This window comes from Actinoallomurus oryzae, assembly GCF_039541955.1.
Lineage (GTDB): Bacteria > Actinomycetota > Actinomycetes > Streptosporangiales > Streptosporangiaceae > Actinoallomurus > Actinoallomurus oryzae.
This window is the reverse complement of sequence record NZ_BAABHF010000025.1, coordinates 139,855-154,894: the sequence shown is the minus strand read 5'-3', so window position 1 is coordinate 154,894 and position 15,040 is coordinate 139,855. Positions and strand designations below refer to the sequence as shown.

The 15,040-nt window shown below is 73.5% G+C and carries 16 protein-coding genes; 8 read left to right on the top strand and 8 right to left on the bottom strand.

The features are described from left to right. Nucleotides 1-35 precede the first annotated feature (35 nt). The 4 genes from ABEA10_RS24365 (at nucleotide 36) to ABEA10_RS24350 (ending at nucleotide 5,067) form a co-directional block, all read left to right on the top strand. On the top strand, nucleotides 36-1,466 hold the full coding sequence (locus ABEA10_RS24365; protein WP_345467732.1) for an AllF/FdrA family protein: 1,431 nt from the start codon (nucleotides 36-38) through the stop codon (nucleotides 1,464-1,466). 2 nt (nucleotides 1,467-1,468) lie between these two features. Further along, nucleotides 1,469-2,878, top strand: a complete 1,410-nt coding sequence (locus ABEA10_RS24360; protein ID WP_345467729.1) for a YlbE family protein — start codon at nucleotides 1,469-1,471, stop codon at nucleotides 2,876-2,878. Further along, on the top strand, nucleotides 2,875-3,780 hold the full coding sequence (locus tag ABEA10_RS24355; RefSeq protein ID WP_345467727.1) for an aldose 1-epimerase family protein: 906 nt from the start codon (nucleotides 2,875-2,877) through the stop codon (nucleotides 3,778-3,780). The genes ABEA10_RS24360 and ABEA10_RS24355 overlap by 4 nt, the downstream gene beginning before the upstream one ends. 78 nt (nucleotides 3,781-3,858) lie before the next feature. Continuing rightward, complete coding sequence (locus ABEA10_RS24350) at nucleotides 3,859-5,067, top strand: DUF6986 family protein (RefSeq protein ID WP_345467724.1); 1,209 nt, start codon at nucleotides 3,859-3,861, stop codon at nucleotides 5,065-5,067. Here the strand turns inward: ABEA10_RS24350 and ABEA10_RS24345 are convergent. Further along, entirely contained in the window at nucleotides 5,051-5,377 is a 327-nt protein-coding gene (locus ABEA10_RS24345) for a hypothetical protein (protein WP_345467721.1), read from the bottom strand. The genes ABEA10_RS24350 and ABEA10_RS24345 overlap by 17 nt on opposite strands. Nucleotides 5,378-5,474: 97 nt before the next feature. Next, nucleotides 5,475-6,062: a nucleotidyltransferase family protein gene (locus ABEA10_RS24340; protein WP_345467719.1), complete on the bottom strand. Its 588-nt coding sequence runs from the start codon at nucleotides 6,060-6,062 to the stop codon at nucleotides 5,475-5,477. Between the two features lie 159 nt (nucleotides 6,063-6,221). Between ABEA10_RS24340 and ABEA10_RS24335 the strand changes: the two genes are divergently transcribed. Continuing rightward, a complete protein-coding gene (locus ABEA10_RS24335; RefSeq protein ID WP_329258133.1) occupies nucleotides 6,222-6,455 on the top strand; it encodes a hypothetical protein in 234 nt (77 codons plus the stop codon). A gap of 83 nt (nucleotides 6,456-6,538) precedes the next feature. On the opposite strand, the gene ABEA10_RS24330 is transcribed toward ABEA10_RS24335, so the two are convergent. The 6 genes from ABEA10_RS24330 to ABEA10_RS24305 all read right to left on the bottom strand — a co-directional run bounded on the left by ABEA10_RS24330 (nucleotide 6,539) and on the right by ABEA10_RS24305 (nucleotide 11,561). Beyond that, nucleotides 6,539-7,642 (bottom strand): XdhC family protein, encoded by a 1,104-nt coding sequence (locus ABEA10_RS24330; protein ID WP_345467717.1) that lies wholly within the window; start codon nucleotides 7,640-7,642, stop codon nucleotides 6,539-6,541. After that, on the bottom strand, nucleotides 7,635-8,732 hold the full coding sequence (locus ABEA10_RS24325; RefSeq protein WP_345467715.1) for a vWA domain-containing protein: 1,098 nt from the start codon (nucleotides 8,730-8,732) through the stop codon (nucleotides 7,635-7,637). Before ABEA10_RS24325 ends, ABEA10_RS24330 begins: the two co-directional genes overlap by 8 nt. 2 nt (nucleotides 8,733-8,734) lie before the next feature. Then, nucleotides 8,735-9,649 carry an AAA family ATPase gene (locus tag ABEA10_RS24320; protein WP_345467713.1) on the bottom strand — a complete coding sequence of 305 codons (915 nt, stop codon included), beginning with the start codon at nucleotides 9,647-9,649 and terminating at the stop codon, nucleotides 8,735-8,737. A 35-nt stretch (nucleotides 9,650-9,684) separates the two neighbouring features. Further along, the gene (locus tag ABEA10_RS24315) at nucleotides 9,685-10,197 is read right to left on the bottom strand and encodes an NUDIX domain-containing protein (protein ID WP_345467711.1); all 513 of its coding nucleotides are present in this window, start codon (nucleotides 10,195-10,197) and stop codon (nucleotides 9,685-9,687) included. Between the two features lie 49 nt (nucleotides 10,198-10,246). Continuing rightward, the gene (locus ABEA10_RS24310; RefSeq protein ID WP_345467709.1) at nucleotides 10,247-10,540 is read right to left on the bottom strand and encodes a hypothetical protein; all 294 of its coding nucleotides are present in this window, start codon (nucleotides 10,538-10,540) and stop codon (nucleotides 10,247-10,249) included. 61 nt (nucleotides 10,541-10,601) lie between these two features. Beyond that, the gene (locus tag ABEA10_RS24305) at nucleotides 10,602-11,561 is read right to left on the bottom strand and encodes a sigma-70 family RNA polymerase sigma factor (RefSeq protein ID WP_345467706.1); all 960 of its coding nucleotides are present in this window, start codon (nucleotides 11,559-11,561) and stop codon (nucleotides 10,602-10,604) included. 192 nt (nucleotides 11,562-11,753) lie between these two features. On the opposite strand from ABEA10_RS24305, the gene ABEA10_RS24300 reads away from it, so the two are divergent. From ABEA10_RS24300 to ABEA10_RS24290, 3 genes are read left to right on the top strand one after another with little or no spacing between them, the layout of a single operon-like run. Beyond that, entirely contained in the window at nucleotides 11,754-12,245 is a 492-nt protein-coding gene (locus ABEA10_RS24300) for a hypothetical protein (protein ID WP_329258109.1), read from the top strand. Then, nucleotides 12,245-13,747 carry a hypothetical protein gene (locus ABEA10_RS24295; protein ID WP_345468197.1) on the top strand — a complete coding sequence of 501 codons (1,503 nt, stop codon included), beginning with the start codon at nucleotides 12,245-12,247 and terminating at the stop codon, nucleotides 13,745-13,747. The genes ABEA10_RS24300 and ABEA10_RS24295 overlap by 1 nt, the downstream gene beginning before the upstream one ends. Next, nucleotides 13,744-15,033, top strand: coding sequence for a vWA domain-containing protein (locus ABEA10_RS24290; protein WP_345467701.1), 1,290 nt, complete (start codon nucleotides 13,744-13,746; stop codon nucleotides 15,031-15,033). Before ABEA10_RS24295 ends, ABEA10_RS24290 begins: the two co-directional genes overlap by 4 nt. Nucleotides 15,034-15,040: the final 7 nt, after the last annotated feature.

Genomic DNA, 15,040 nt, shown 5'->3' with positions numbered 1-15,040 from the left:
CAACACCTGGTCACGGGGTCGGTGAAGGAGGCGCCGTGACCGGGTCGACACGACGGAGCGAGAGGCGGGGAACCCTGGGCACCAACGAAGTGGTGGAGGTACGGCCCGGCGCGTACCACGACTCGGTGACGCTCATGCGGGCCGGCCGCCGCCTGGCCGAGCGCCCGGGAGTGAGCGCCGCGCTGACGGCCATGGCCACCACGCTCAACGTCGACCTGCTCGCCGAGATGGGCTTCACGCCCCCGCCCGGAGCACGGCCCGACGACCTGCTCGTGGCGATCCGCGCGGACGACGAGGCCGCGCTGGAGTCCGCCCGAGCCACGGTCGACGAACTGCTCGCCACCCGCACCGCGCCCCGTGCGTTCGGCGCTCCTCCCCCGCCCCGCACGACCGGGTCGGCGGCCCGGCGGATCGACGCCACCGTCGCGCTGATCTCGGTGCCCGGGCCGTACGTCTTCGCCGAGGCGATGGACGCGCTGGAGGCCGGGCTGAACCCCATGATCTTCAGCGACAACGTGCCGGTCGAGCACGAGCTGGCGCTCAAGGAGACGGCCGCCCGGCGCGGCCTGCTCGTGATGGGTCCCGACTGCGGCACCGCCGTGATCGGCGGGGTCGGGCTCGGCTTCGCCAACGTCGTGCGCCCGGGCCGGATCGGCCTGGTCGCCGCCTCCGGCACCGGCGCCCAGCAGGTCATGAGCCTGCTCGACGAGGCGGGCGCCGGGATCAGCCACGTGCTGGGCGTCGGCGGGCGCGACCTGTCCGCCGAGATCAGCGGCCGGTCGACCCTCCAGGCCCTGCGGGCGCTGGACGCGGACCCGGCCACCGACCTGATCGTCGTGGTGTCCAAGCCGCCCGCGCCGGAGGTCGGCGACCTCATCCGGTCGGCGGCGCGGCGGCTGGCCACCCCGGTGCGCCTGGGGTTGCTCGGCGAGGGCGGCGGCGACCTGACCGCCGTGGCCGAGGACGCCCTGAACACCGTCGGCGCGCCCTTGCCCGAGTGGCCGTCCTGGACGCCCGCCGCGCGTGCGCACCCGCCGCGGCGCGGCCGGATCCGCGGGCTGTTCGCCGGGGGCACGCTGTGCGAGGAGGCCTCGATCGTCGCGGGTTCGACGCCGCACGAGATGACCGACCTCGGCGATGACCGCTACACCCGTGGCCGCGCCCATCCGATGATCGACCCGACGCTGCGGCTCGAACGCCTCGCCGCCGAGACGGCGAGGGACGCGAACGCGGTCGTGCTGATCGACGTCGTCCTCGGTCACGGCGCCGACCCCGATCCCGCCGCCGCCCTCGTCCCGCTGATCCGCGACGCCCGGGTGCCGGTGGTCGTGTCGCTGTGCGGCACCTCCGGCGACCCGCAGGGCCGCGACCGGCAGGCCTGGGCGCTCGCGGGCGCCGGCGCGGCGGTCTTCGCCTCCAACGCGGCGGCCGCGCGTCACGCCGCCGCCCTCGCGGAAGGATCGTGACCATGCGCGGGAGAGACGACGACGGCGCCGGGCTCGGTGGGCTGCTCACCCGCGAGGTCAGGGTCGTCGCGGCCGGCGCGTCCGTGCTGACCGACGCGCTCGCCGAGCAGGCCGTACCCGTGGAGTCGGTCGAGTGGCGGCCTCCGGACGGCGACCTCGCCGCCGATCTGGCCGTCGTCACGGGCGACCGGCGCCTGCCGGAGGCCAACGCGGAGGCGGTCCGCCGCATGCTCGGCGCCCGGCCCCACCTGGTCGACGTCCGGCCCGCGGGCGAGGTCCTCGGCATCGAGCGCGGCGCGTTCCTCCACGCCGGGCCGCCCCTGGCCTGGGACCGCGCCTCGGGCCCGATGCGCGGCGCGCTCATCGGCGCGGCACTCTTCGAAGGCCTGGCCGACACGCCCGAGGACGCCGAGCGGCTACTCCGCGCCGCTCCTCTCGAACCCTGCCACCACCACCGCGCGGTCGGCCCGATGGCGGGTGTGGTCAGCCCGTCGATGTGGATGTTCGTGGTCGAGGACGCCGAGAGCGGCGGCACCGCGTACTGCTCGCTCAACGAGGGTCTCGGCAAGGTGCTGCGCTACGGGGCGTACGGGCCGGAGGTGATCGAGCGGCTGCGCTGGATGGCCGGCGACCTCGGCCCGAGGCTGCGCGACGCCGTACGGGCGCACGGGCCCGTCGACCTGCGGGCGATCATGGCCCAGGCGCTGCACATGGGCGACGAGCTGCACAACCGCAACCGCGCGGCGACCTCCCTGTTCGTGCGCGAGCTGGCGGGCGATCTGGCCGAGGCGGGCGGCGCGCGTGCCCTGCGGTTCGCGGCCGGCAACGACCACTTCTTCCTCAACCTGGCCATGGCCGCGGGCAAGGTGAGCGCGGACGCCGCCCGCGGCGTGCCCGGCTCGTCGATGGTCGTGGCGATGGCGCGCAACGGCACCGACTTCGGCGTCCAGGTCTCCGGCACGGGCGACCGCTGGTTCACCGGGCCGGCCGGCGTTCCCGACGGGCTCTACCTGGGCTCGTACGGCCCGGCCGACGCCAACCCCGACATCGGCGACTCGACCATCACCGAGACCACCGGGGTGGGCGGGTTCGCCATGGCGGCGGCGCCGGCGATCGTGCGGTTCATCGGCGGCGAGGTGCCCGACGCGCTGGCCGCGACCCAGCGCATGTACGAGATCACCTTGGCCGAGCACCCGGCCTTCCAGGTGCCCATCCTCGACTTTCGCGGTACACCGGCGGGCATCGACGTCACCAAGGTCGTCCGCACCGGCCTGCTGCCGGTCGTCAACACCGGCATCGCCGGACGCGTCGCCGGCACCGGGCAGGTGGGCGCCGGCCTGGTGTCCCCGCCGGCCGAGGTGTTCGCCCAGGCTGTGCACGCCCTGGCCGAGCAGGCGACAATCACACCATGACGCTCACGGGTGACCAGTACGAGATCTCCGCCGGGCCCTACGCGGCGATCGTGACCGAGCAGGGGGCGAGCCTGCGCGCGCTCGCCCACGACGGCAGGCCGCTGATCCTCTCCCACGGTCCCGACGAACCACCGCCGGCCGCCGCGGGGCAGCTGCTCGCCCCCTGGCCCAACCGCATCGACCACGGCCGCTACTCCTTCGACGGCGAGGCCTACGCCCTGCCGATCAACGAGGGCCCGCTGGACAACGCGATCCACGGGCTCGTCCGGTTCGCGCCCTGGCGCGTCGCCGGGCACGAGAGCCACCGTGTGACCCTCACCCACCGGCTGCTCGGGTACTCGGGCTATCCGTTCCGCCTCGACCTCACCGTGGAGTACGCCCTCGACGCGGGCGGCGGCCTGACGGTGCGCCAGTCGGCGCGCAACGCCGGCTCGCGCGTGGCGCCGTACGGGCACGGGGCGCACCCCTACCTCACGCTCGGGCGGCCACTGGACGAGTGCGACCTGCTCGTCACCGCCGAGCGCTACCTGGAGACCGACTCGCGCTCCATCCCCGTCGGCGACGCGCGGGACGTCGCGGGCACGCCGTACGACTTCCGCACGCCGCGGCGTCTGGGCGCCACCGCGATCAACCACCCCTACACCGCGCTGGTCCGCGACGGCGACGGCCGGGCGTGGATACGGCTCAGCGACGGCGAGCGCGCCGTGGCGCTGTGGGCCGGCGAGGGCCATCCCTGGCTGGAGGTCTACACCCGCGACGAGGTGACCGACGAGACGCGGCGCACCGGCCTCGGCGCCGAGCCGATGACCTGCCCGCCGAACTCCTTCGTCACCGGCGTCGACCTCATCGCGCTGAGGCCCGGTGAGGAGACCTCCGGAGTGTGGGGCATCACCGCGAGCTGACGGCCCCACGTGATCACCCGTCTCGGGGCGGTTTCGGTCGGTAACGTGTGCCGCAGCATCTTTGGGAGGGAAACCGCGGTGAAGTTGACTCTGTCCTCGCTCGACGATCTGAACGCTCGCGTCGAGGAGGCGCGCGCCGAGCACGCGCGCCGCCACCCCGGCGAGCCGGCGGACCGCCAGCCGGTGCACACGGTGTACGTGCCCGCGGACCGTTTCACCGCGGACACCGCCGGCGAGATGGGCGCGGAGGCGCTGAGGCTGCTGGACGCCCACGTCGCGGACCCGTCCACGATGACCGCGGCGTTCGGCGTCGAGCCGTCGCTGACCGAGACGGTACGCGACCGGGTCGCCGCCAAGCTCTCCCGCGACCCGGTCGAGGACCTGCGGATCGACTTCGAGGACGGCTACGGCGTACGCGACGACGAAGAGGAGGACGCGCACGTCGCGAGCGCCGTCGAGGAGGTCGCGCGGGCGTACGAGTCGCGACGGCTGCCCTACTACTGGGGGCTGCGGGTCCGGTCGTTCGCGGACGGCGGGCACGCGCGGTCGATGCGCACCCTGGACGGGTTCCTCACCGGGCTCGCCGAACGCCTCGGCAAGCTGCCGGGCGGCTTCGTGGTGACGTTCCCGAAGGTCATCACCGCGGAGCACGTGAAGATCTTCACCGAGTTCCTGTCCCGGTTCGAGGACGAGATCGGCCTGCCGGCGAACATGCTGCGCTTCGAGATCCAGGTCGAGACGCCCGAGTCGGTCACCGGCCTGCCCGCGGTCGTCAAGGCCGCCGGCGGCCGGCTGAGCGCCGCCCACTTCGGCGTCTACGACTACACGGCCGCGCTGGGGCTGCCGCCGTCGGAGCAGCGGCTGGACCACCCGTCCTGCGAGTACGCCCGGCACGTCATGCAGGTCACGCTGGCCGGCACGGGCGTGCGCCTGTCGGACGGCTCGACCAACATCGTGCCGGCGGGCGACGAGACGGCCGACGTCCACAAGGCGTGGCGCCGGCACTCCGCCCTGGTGCGCTACTCCCTGCTGCACGGCTACAACCAGGGCTGGGACATGCACGCGGCGCACCTGGCGAGCCGGTTCGCCACCGTCTACGCCTTCCACCTGAACGGGCTGGACGACGTCATCGACCGGGTCCGCGCGTGGACCGAGGCGGGAGACGCCGACCGCCGGGCGGACGGTGTGCTCGACGAGCCGGCGACGATCAAGGCACTGACGGCGCGGCTGCGGCGCGCGGTCGACTGCGGTGCGGTCGACGCCGACGCCGTCACGCTTCCCGGCTGAGATCCGCCTCGCGGCCGAAGATCAGCGAGTCGGCGTTCCGTGCGTCGTCCTCGGCTCCGTCGAGCCCGGCGATCGTCCGGCGGAGGTTCTCCACCGCGACCGTCTGCTCGTACATGCGGCCCATGATGTCGCGCAGCGTGTGCACCACGACCATCGTGGCCTCCGCCTGCGCCATCGTGGCGTGAACCTGGGCCTTCGCGACATCCGGCACGGGAGCGGCCATGGCCTCGGCCGCCTTGGCGAGGTGGCTCGCCGTGCTGTCGTTGTGCGTGACCCAGTGGTAGCCGGGCTCCTCCGGCCAGTTGCTCATCGCGCGCCTTCCCACGGTGCCCGTGACACCGTTGTCGTCACTTACGCCACTAGAGCCCCCCGGCGTGTGCAAGACGCGCGAGCGCCGCGATCGGTTGTCAGCGGGAGCCGCCGTACCGTTGAAGATCCTCGGGCGTGTCGATGTCACCGGGGTCCGCGACGTCGTCACAGGCGACCGGAACGACGATGTCGGACCGGGCGCGCAGGAACTCACGCGCCCCCACATCGCCCCGCGCGTACGCGGAGGCCTCGTCGAAGTACTCGTGGGCGATGAGCACCGGGTTGCGCGGACGGCCGCCGTAGGTCGCCACCGCGACCCGCGCCCCGGCCTCGTACGCCGCCCGCAGCCGCCGCACGGCCGCCGCGGTGACGTCGGGCTGGTCCACCAGGGCGATCACGACGGCCGGGCACGCCGGCGCGAGCGCGGACAGCCCGGTGCGCAGCGAGGAGCCCATCCCGCTGCGCCACTCGGGGTTGTGCACCACGACGGCGCCCGCGACGTCCACGCGCGCCGCGCCGGTGATCACGACGATCGGCGTGCAGCCGGCCTCGTGCAGCATCCGCACGCCCCGGTCCACCAGGCGCGTCCCGCCGATCTCGACGAGCGCCTTGGGCGTACCGAGCCTGCGCCCCTCTCCCGCGGCGAGCAACAGCCCCGCGGGTGCTCCCGCATGCCTGGTCTCCATGCTCGGAGAGCGTATCCAGGTCCCGCCCGGCCGACCGGCCGAATCGCTGATCATCGGCGCGCGGAGCCGCGATCACGTGCCAAGCCGGACATATCGGGGAAGGGCCTACAGAGGGGCACGAACGCCCCGGTCATGGCACGCAGATGGAGGTGCACGGACATGGCAGTCACCGCAGACCTGGACAAGCTACTTGACAAGGCCTATGAGAACACCGATCTCCAAGGGCTCTGCGACGCGCCCGTCGCAGCCATCGCCGGGGTCAGCGACGCCGACGCGGAGGCGCTGAACAAGGCGTTCGGCATCAAGACCATCGGCGACATGGGACACAACAAGTACTTCCGGGCCGCCGAGGCGATCGTCAACCTCGCCGAGGCGGGCACCACCCGCAGGTGACGCCCCGGCCGTCTCCGCGGTGAGACCGCCCGTGCGCGACGCTCCGGGCGGTCTCCGGGAGACCGCCCGGAACCACCGCACCGTCAGGCGCCGTGGATGCGGCCCTCCGTCTCGGTGAGGGCCTGGCCGGTGCCGCCCCAGCGGAGCTGGATCAGCTCGGCCGCGATCGAGACCGCGGTCTCCTCCGGAGTGCGCGCGCCCAGGTCGAGGCCGATCGGCGAGCGGAGGCGAGCGATCTCCGCCTCCGTGACACCCGCCTCGCGGAGGCGTTCGAGGCGGTCGTCGTGGGTGCGGCGGGAGCCCATCGCGCCCACGTAGCCCGCGCGGGTGCGCAGCGCGACCTCCAGCAGCGGCACGTCGAACTTCGGGTCGTGGGTCAGCACGCAGATCACCGTGCGCTCGTCCACGTCCGTCTCGGTCTCGGTGAGGAACTTGTGCGGCCACTTCACCACGACCTCGTCGGCCTCGGGGAACCGTTTGGCGGTCGCGAAGACCGGGCGGGCGTCGCAGACGGTCACGTGGTAGCCGAGGAACTTGCCGATCCGGGCGACCGCGGCGGCGAAGTCGATCGCGCCGAACACCAGCATGCGCGGCGGCGGGGCGAACGAGTGGACGAACACGCCCAGCTCGTCGAGCCGGCGTTCGCCGTGCCGGCCGTACCGGCGGATGCCGGTGGTGCCCTGGGCGAGCATGCCGCGCACGTCGTCGTCGACGGCCTCGTCCAGCCGCTCGACGCCGAGTGAGCCCTCCGCGCGGTCCGTCCACACGAGCCGCCGGGCGCCGATCTCGCCGGGGCCCTCGATGACGGTGGCGATCGCGACCGGCTCGTGGCGTTCGATGGCGGCGACCACCTCGCCGAACAGCGGGAACGTCTCCGGGCTGATCGGCTCGACGAGGATGTCGAGGATGCCGCCGCAGGTCAGCCCGACCGCGAAGGCGTCGTCGTCGCTGACGCCGTAGCGCTGCACGACCGGCCGGCCCGACTCCACGACCTCCTGCGCCAGCTCGTACACCGCGCCCTCGACGCAGCCGCCGGACACGCTGCCCACCACCTCACCGCCGCCGGAGACGGCCATCGCCGCCCCGGCCGGGCGTGGGGCGCTGCGGAAGGTGTTCACGACGGTCGCCAGCCCGAACGTCTCCCCCTCGTGGTACCACTTGGCGATATCACCGAGGACGTCACGCATTTCCGATCACCCCTGCCAGTTCTTCGAGCGCGGCCAGACTGTGACCGGCCACGAAGTGGTCAACGTACGGAAGCGCCGCGAGCATCCCTCCCGTGAGCGGTTCGTAGCCCGGCTGGGCCTTGTGGGGGTTGGACCACACCACCCGGTACGCGAGCCGGCGAAGCCGTGCCATCTGCTCGCCGAGCAGCGACGGGTCGCCGCGCTCCCAGCCGTCGGAGGCGACGACGACGATCGCGCCGCGGGCCATGCCGCGCTGCCCGAAGCGGTCGAGGAACTCCTTCAGCTCCTCCCCCAGCCGCGTGCCGCCGCTCCAGTCCGGGATCGCCGCCGACACCGCGCGCATCGCGGCGTCCGGCTCGCGGTGGCGCAGCTCGCGCGTGACCCGGGTCAGCCGGGTGCCCGCGCTGAACACCTCCGTGGTCCGCGGCGCGGAGCGCACGGCGGCGTGCGCGAAGCGCAGCAGCACGTCGGCGTACGGGCTCATCGAGCCGCTCACGTCCACGATCAGCACCACGCGCCGGGGCCGGGTGCGGTGGGCGCGGTAGCGCAGACCGGAGATCTCCCCGCCGCGCCGCAGGATGGAGCGGACCGTACGGTGCTGGTCGAGGCGCCCGCGGTGGCGTGCGGTGAAGCGCCGCGACCGGCGCCGGGCGGAGACGTCGTCGAGCAGGGCGAGCAGCCGGTGGACCTCGGCGCGCTCGGCGGCGCTGAGCCGGGCCACGTCACGCGACCGCAGCACCTCGATCTCGCTGGCGGTCGCCAGGGAGACGTCGTCGGACTCGTCGCCGCCCTCGGCCGCGCCCGGGGTGGCGGCCGGGCGGATGACGGTGACCGGGGGCGGCACCGTGCGGGTCACCGGGGGCGTACGGCCGGTGAAGTACGCGGCGAAGCACCGGTCGTAGCGCGGCAGGTCCGCCGGGTCGGCGCACATGGTCAGCCGCCCGGCCCAGTACACGTCGACCGGATCGAGCACGTCGAGGTGGCTCACCGCGCCGATCATCGCCTGGACCCGTTCGGGGTCGGCGCCGACGCCCGCGGCCCGGAGCGTGCGGGCGAAGCCGGTGAGCGTCTCGACCACGTCCCGGGACACGGTCAGCCCCCGTTGAACAGCGCTTCGATGCCGCCCTGGACGACGCGCTCGGTGTCCTCGCGGTACTTCAGCACGGTGCCGAGCGTCACCGCGGCCGTCTCCGGGTCCAGGTCGCGCGCGCCGAGGGCGACGAGCGCCTCGGTCCAGTCGAGGCTTTCGGCGATGCCCGGCGCCTTCAGCAGGTCCAGTCGCCGCAGCCGGCCCGCGGCGCCCGCCACCTGCCGTACGAGCGTCTCGGTGGCCTCCGGGAGCCGGCGGCGGATGATCGCCACCTCGCGTTCGAAGGCGGGGTGGTCGAGCCAGTGGTACAGGCAGCGGCGCTTGAGCGCGTCGTGCACCTCGCGGGTGCGGTTGGACGTGACGACGACCACGGGGGGCCGCCGGGCGCTGATCGTGCCGAGCTCGGGGATGGAGATCGTGAAGTCGCTCAGCACTTCGAGCAGGAACGCCTCGAACTCGTCGTCGGCCCGGTCGATCTCGTCGACGAGCAGGACGCTCGGCCGCTCCTCCGTCGAGGTCTCCAGCGCCTGGAGCAGGGGACGCGAGACGAGGAAGCGCCGGTCGTACAGCTCCGACTCCAGACGCTGGACGTCCGTGACCCCGGCCGCCTCGGCGGCGCGCAGGTGCAGCAGCTGGCGGGGGAAGTCCCAGTCGTACAGGGCCTGCGCGGCGTCCAGGCCCTCGTAGCACTGCAGGCGGATCAGCGGGACGTCCAGGACGGCGGCGAGCGTCTTGGCCAGCTCGGTCTTGCCGACGCCCGCCTCTCCCTCCAGGAACAGCGGCCTGCGCATGCGCAGGCCGAGGAAGCAGGCCGTGGCGAGACCCTCGTCGGACAGGTACGCGTGTGCTTCGAGGGCCTCACTGAGAGCCTTCGGCGACGCGAAGTCCGGCGCCGGGTTTGACGTGGAATGCGGCACGCATCAAGGCTACTTCCCGCGCCGGAGCAGGACGCTCACGCCTCGGACAGGTAGTGCGGGATCTTCGTCTCGCGGGCGCGCAGCGCGGGCGCAAGGCGGTGCCCGACGGGGCCGAGCCTGCGACAGGCCTCGTCCGGCGGGAGGAAGGCGTGGTCGTCCACCTCGTCCTCCTGCAACCGGATCCGCTCGGGGCGGTCGAGGTCGCCACCGTCGAAGATGAAGGTCAGCATGGGCCGGGGCCGCGGAGCGCGCGCGGGCCCCCAGCCGACGAACAGCAGCGGTCCGACCGGCAGGTCGAGGCCGATCTCCTCCTTCACCTCACGGGCGCAGGTGGCCTCGGGCGGCTCGCCCTCGTCGGCCGTGCCGCCGGGCAGGAGCCAGTGGTCGAGATAGTTGGGCTTGACCAGCAGGACCCGCCCGGCGGAATCGGTGATCAGGGCTCCGGCCACGACGTACACGGTGGCGAGCCCCGCGTAGTAGATCTCCGGCTCGACGAAGCCGGCCGGTCGCGTCACCGGCGGACGGTCCCCCTGCACGTCATCGGTCACGCGCAGAAGGCTACCGATCCCGGCCGGGGATGCGCGGTCTCCCGCCGGTTCAGCCGAAGAGGCGGTAGGACCCCAGGAGCGTGACCTCGCCGGCCTCCGGCGGGGCGACGACCCGGTCGCCGATGTCCTTCCGGAACGCCGCGAAGGCGGCCGATGCGCCGAGCGCGTCGTCGTCGCCCTCATTGTCGACGAGGTGGACGAAGCTCACCCCGTCGGCCAGGCGGAACGTGGCGTAGCGCAGCCCGTCCGGCCTCTCGGCGCGCAGCTCGGCGAACACCTGCTCCACGAGCCGCCGGTTCTCCTCGGCCGCCTCGGGCCGGGTGCGGTAATGGATGATCCTCATGACGCGTCCTTTCGTGATCGGGTCTGCCGTAGATGGAGACCCGGGCCGGGCGCCGGATTCATCACGCGGTGGCGGGCAGCCCGAAGGCGGCCGGCAGCCCGGGGTCGAGGAAGGTGTCGAGCCGGCTGATCGCCCCGCCCCGTACGGTCAGCACCTGCACTCCGTGGGCCCGGTAGGCGCCGTCCGGTTCCCGCTCGTACACGGCCACCGCCGGCTGCCCGTTGGCCGACACGGGGACCATGCGGAATCCCCCAGGGGTCCTCAGGCAGTTGCGCTCGAGGAAGCCGATGACGGCCGCGCGCCCGGCGAACCAGGTCAGGTACGGCGGCATCTCCATCACCGCGTCCTCGTGCAGCAGGGTCACCAGCCCGGCGACGTCGGCGTTCTCGAAGGCCGTGACGTAGCGTCCGAGCAGGGCGCGGCGGCCGGCCTCGGCGGGCTCGGTGAGCTCCTCCTCCACGGCAGCGGCGCGGCCCAGGCGCGCCCGCGCGTGCTGGAGGGCGCTGTTGACCGCCGTCGGCGTCATGCCGAGGACCTCCGCCGCCTCGGCGGCGCGCCAGGCCAGCACCTCCCGGAGGATCAGCACGGCGCGCTGGCGGGCCGACAGGTGCTGCATGGCCGCCACGAGCGCCAGCCGTACGCCGGCGCGCCGCTCGACGACCGCCGCCGGGTCGCCCGGCATCCCCTCGGGCAGCGGCTGGAGCCACACGACCCGGGGATCGGTGGTCAGCGGCGTTTCCGGGTCCTCCGCCGGACCGCCGAGCCCGGACGGCATCGGCCGGCGCTCCCGGCGTTCGAGGGCGGTCAGGCACCGGTTCGTGGCGATGCGATAGAGCCAGGTGCGCGGCGAGGACCGGCCTTCGAAGCCGCCGAACGAACGCCACGCCCGGAGGTAGGTCTCCTGCACCAGGTCCTCGGCGTCCTCCGCCGAGCCGAGCATCGAGTAGCAGAAGACCAGGAGTTCTCTCCGGTACCGGCCGGTGAGCCTGACGAACTCCCCCTCGTCCACCTCCACCGTCATGCGGTCCCCTTTCACCGTGGTCCGGACCCGTCACAGGTACGGACCCGGCGGCCGGCCGGAACTCATCGCGTCCTCGGTTCCTTTTCCTCCGGGGCGAGCGGCCTGTCGGCCGTCGGGCGTGTGTACGAGGGCGGCCGGGTGGACGAACGGCGATCACCCTGAACTGTCGGGGGCTCCCGATAGCTTCGGTTCATGATCGAAACAGCCGCTCGGGAGCAGCGCAGCGCCGAGCCGGTCGTACGGCCCGTGCGCCCCCGCAAGCTGGTCAAGGTCCCCTTCGTCGAACTGGCGGACGGACGGCTGCAGGGCGTCGTGTCGAGCGGTTCGGACCTCGCCCGCGTCTACGTCTCCTCGATCAGCGCCGCCACCCACGGGTTCAGCTGCAGCACCAACAACAACCGCCCGTGCGGCGGGCTGTCGGGCGCCTCGCCGTGCAAGCACCTGCGGGCGCTCGCCGACGAGGCCGTGCTGCAGTACGGCCTCGACCGCGTCGCCCGCTACCTCCGCGTCGAGACCGGCGACGACGACCTGATGAGCCGCCTCGACGGCACGCGCGAGGCCGCGCCGGCGGCCGGGGTGTTCAGCCGCTTCCTGCGGCATCTGACCTACCTCGAGCTTCCCGGCACGACGGCGCCGCTCGCCGAGATGCACTGGTTCCCGGCCGTTTCCGCGGAGGTCCGGTGATGCTCGGTGTCCAGCTCGCCGAGCTGCTCGGCGCGGCGCCGGACGGCGCCGAGGAGGCGCTCGACCTGGTGGCCGGGTTCGACGACGCTCTCGCACACGGCCTCGGCCGCCTCGGCGGTGATCAGGCGGCGGCGCTGACCGCGCTGGCCGGCGCCCTGGGCGCGACACCACTCGGCCAGCCCGTGCGGGAGGCCGCCGAGAAGATCGCCGCCGGTTCCGTCACCGACGAGCACCTCGCGGCCCTGGCCGGAGGACGCACCGCGCTGTTCGGCGCCGTCCACGACGCCCTGCTCGGCCGGCTCGACGCCGCGCTCGGCCGTGAGCGGGCGGTCCCGCCGGTCGTGGAGGCGGCCGAGCCCGCGATCGAGGCGGAGCCGGCGGACCCCCGGTTCGGCGCCTGCCGCTCCTGGCTCCAGGAACTGGCCATCACCGGATGGCGAGGTGTCGACCACGACCTGGTCTCCGCCGCCGACCAGGCGGTCGAGGCACTGCTCGCCGATCCGGGCGCGCGGCGGCTCGCGGTGCTGCTCGACGGCCTCGCCGCCGAGCTGCGGGCCTCCTCCCCCGTGGCGACGATGGAACGGCTGCCGGCCCGGCGCTGGGCCGACCTGTGGGCGCGGGCCCTGCTGCTCTGCCGGTCGGGGTCGGGGTCGGTTGGTCGGGAAGAACCGGGAGGTCGGGCGGGGCTGGTTGATCGGGGAGAACCGGGAGGTCGGTCGGGGTCGGTTGGTCGGGACGAACAGAGCGTCCCGGCCGGATCTCCCGAGCCGGTGTCGGGGCGGCTGCTGGTCCTCGGCGTCGACCTGCACGAGCACGCCACCGCGGTCCAGGCGCAGGTCCACGCGATCCTCGAGCCTGCCGGAGGGGCTCCGCCGCGCGCCGTGCGCGTGAGCGTGGGCGCCGCGAAGGTGGACACGATCGTCGGCCCGGCGGTGTGGCGGCTGCTGCACGCGCATCCGACGCTGCTCGGCGCCCTCGCCGAGCACCGCGGCCTGGACCTCACCGACATGCCGCTGCTGGCGAGCGGCGACCTCGTCTGGCACGACGACCGCGCCGCCCTGGCCGAGCCCGCCGACCCCTTCGTCACCGCCCGGGTGCTGCTGCCGGAGGCCGCCTTCCCTGCCGTGCCGCCGCTGGAACGCCACCCGGTGCGCATCGCCGAGTCCGTGCTGGTGGAGGGCTACCGGGCGGTCGACGGCGGGTTCGAGCTCGACGGCCACACGCTCCCGGTCGACCTCGACCGGCTGCCGGACGGCGGGCCGCTGACGCCGGCGATGGTGGCCGCCTCCGAGGCCTGCGTCGGCCTGGTCCGCTGGGACGGCGGCCGGTGGACGCTCCAGCCGCTCGCCGTACGCGGCACGCTGAAGCGCAAGCCGTTCGAGGCGCACGGCGGCGACTGGGCGATGGGGCCCACCGACCCGAAGGTCGTGAAGGCCGAGGCCAGAGCCGGCGACGCGGTCGCCGTGCTCCGCGAGCGAGCGGGACGGCTGCTGCGACGATGACCGAGACCCCCATGACGGCGCCGAGCGACGAGACAAGGCGTCAGGTGCTCTACTGGCGGCTGCTGGCCCGGGTGTTCGACGTCGACGAGCAGCCCGCGCTGGAGACCGCGAGCATGGCCGTCGTCGACGACCTCGGCCTGCCGCCCGCGCTGCTCGACCCGTCCATCTCGGTGGACAACCTCATCCAGCGCTTCCCCGAGCTGGGCGGTGAGCTTCGCGGCCTGATGGAGCACGGCGACGCCGGCGGCGACCCGGTACGCCGGGCGGCGCTGATGTCGAAGCTGCTGCTCAACGTGTTCTCCACCGGATCGGGCAGTGTGACGGCCACGCGGCTCGCGGGCTGGCAGAAGGACGCGGGCTGGCTCCGCGAGGCGCTCGGCGATGAGGCCGCCGGCGGGCTGTCCGGCACCCTGTCCGAGCTGGAGGGCGACCTCGTACGCCGCATGCGGCTCCGTGAGGTGCTCGCCGATCCGGCGCTGGCGAGCCGCCTCACGCCCAGCATGTCGCTGATCGAGCAGCTCCTGCGCGACAAGTCCAACCTGTCGGGCGTCGCCCTCGCCAACGCCAAGTCGCTGATCCGCCGCTACGTCGACGAGGTCGCTCAGGTGCTGCGCACCCAGGTACAGCAGACGAGCGCGGGTACCCTCGACCGTTCGGTGCCGCCGAAGCGCGTGTTCCGCAACCTCGACCTCGAACGCACGATCTGGAAGAACCTCACCAACTACAGCCCCGAGGACGAACGCCTCTACGTCGACCGGCTGTTCTACCGCCACACCGCCAAGCGCACCACGCCGGCCCGGCTGATCGTGGTGGTCGACCAGTCGGGCTCGATGGTCGACTCGATGGTCAACTGCACGATCCTGGCGTCGATCTTCGCGGGCCTGCCCAAGGTCGACGTGCACCTGATCGCGTACGACACGCGGGCGCTCGACCTGACGCCGTGGGTGCACGACCCGTTCGAGGTGCTGCTGCGAACCAACCTCGGCGGCGGCAACGACGGGCCGGTCGCGATGGCGATGGCCCGGCCGAAGATCTCCGATCCGCGTAACACCGTGATGGTGTGGATCTCCGACTTCTACGAGTTCGACCGGTCCCAGCCGCTGTTCGACGGCATCGAGGCGGTGCATCGCTCGGGAGTGAGGTTCATCCCCGTCGGCTCGGTGAACAGCTCGGGGCAGCAGAGCGTCAACCCCTGGTTCCGCCAGCGCTTCAAGGACCTCGGCACGCCCGTGATCTCAGGACACATCCGCAAGCTCGTGTTCGAGCTCAAGAACTTCCTCGCCTAGGAGAGAG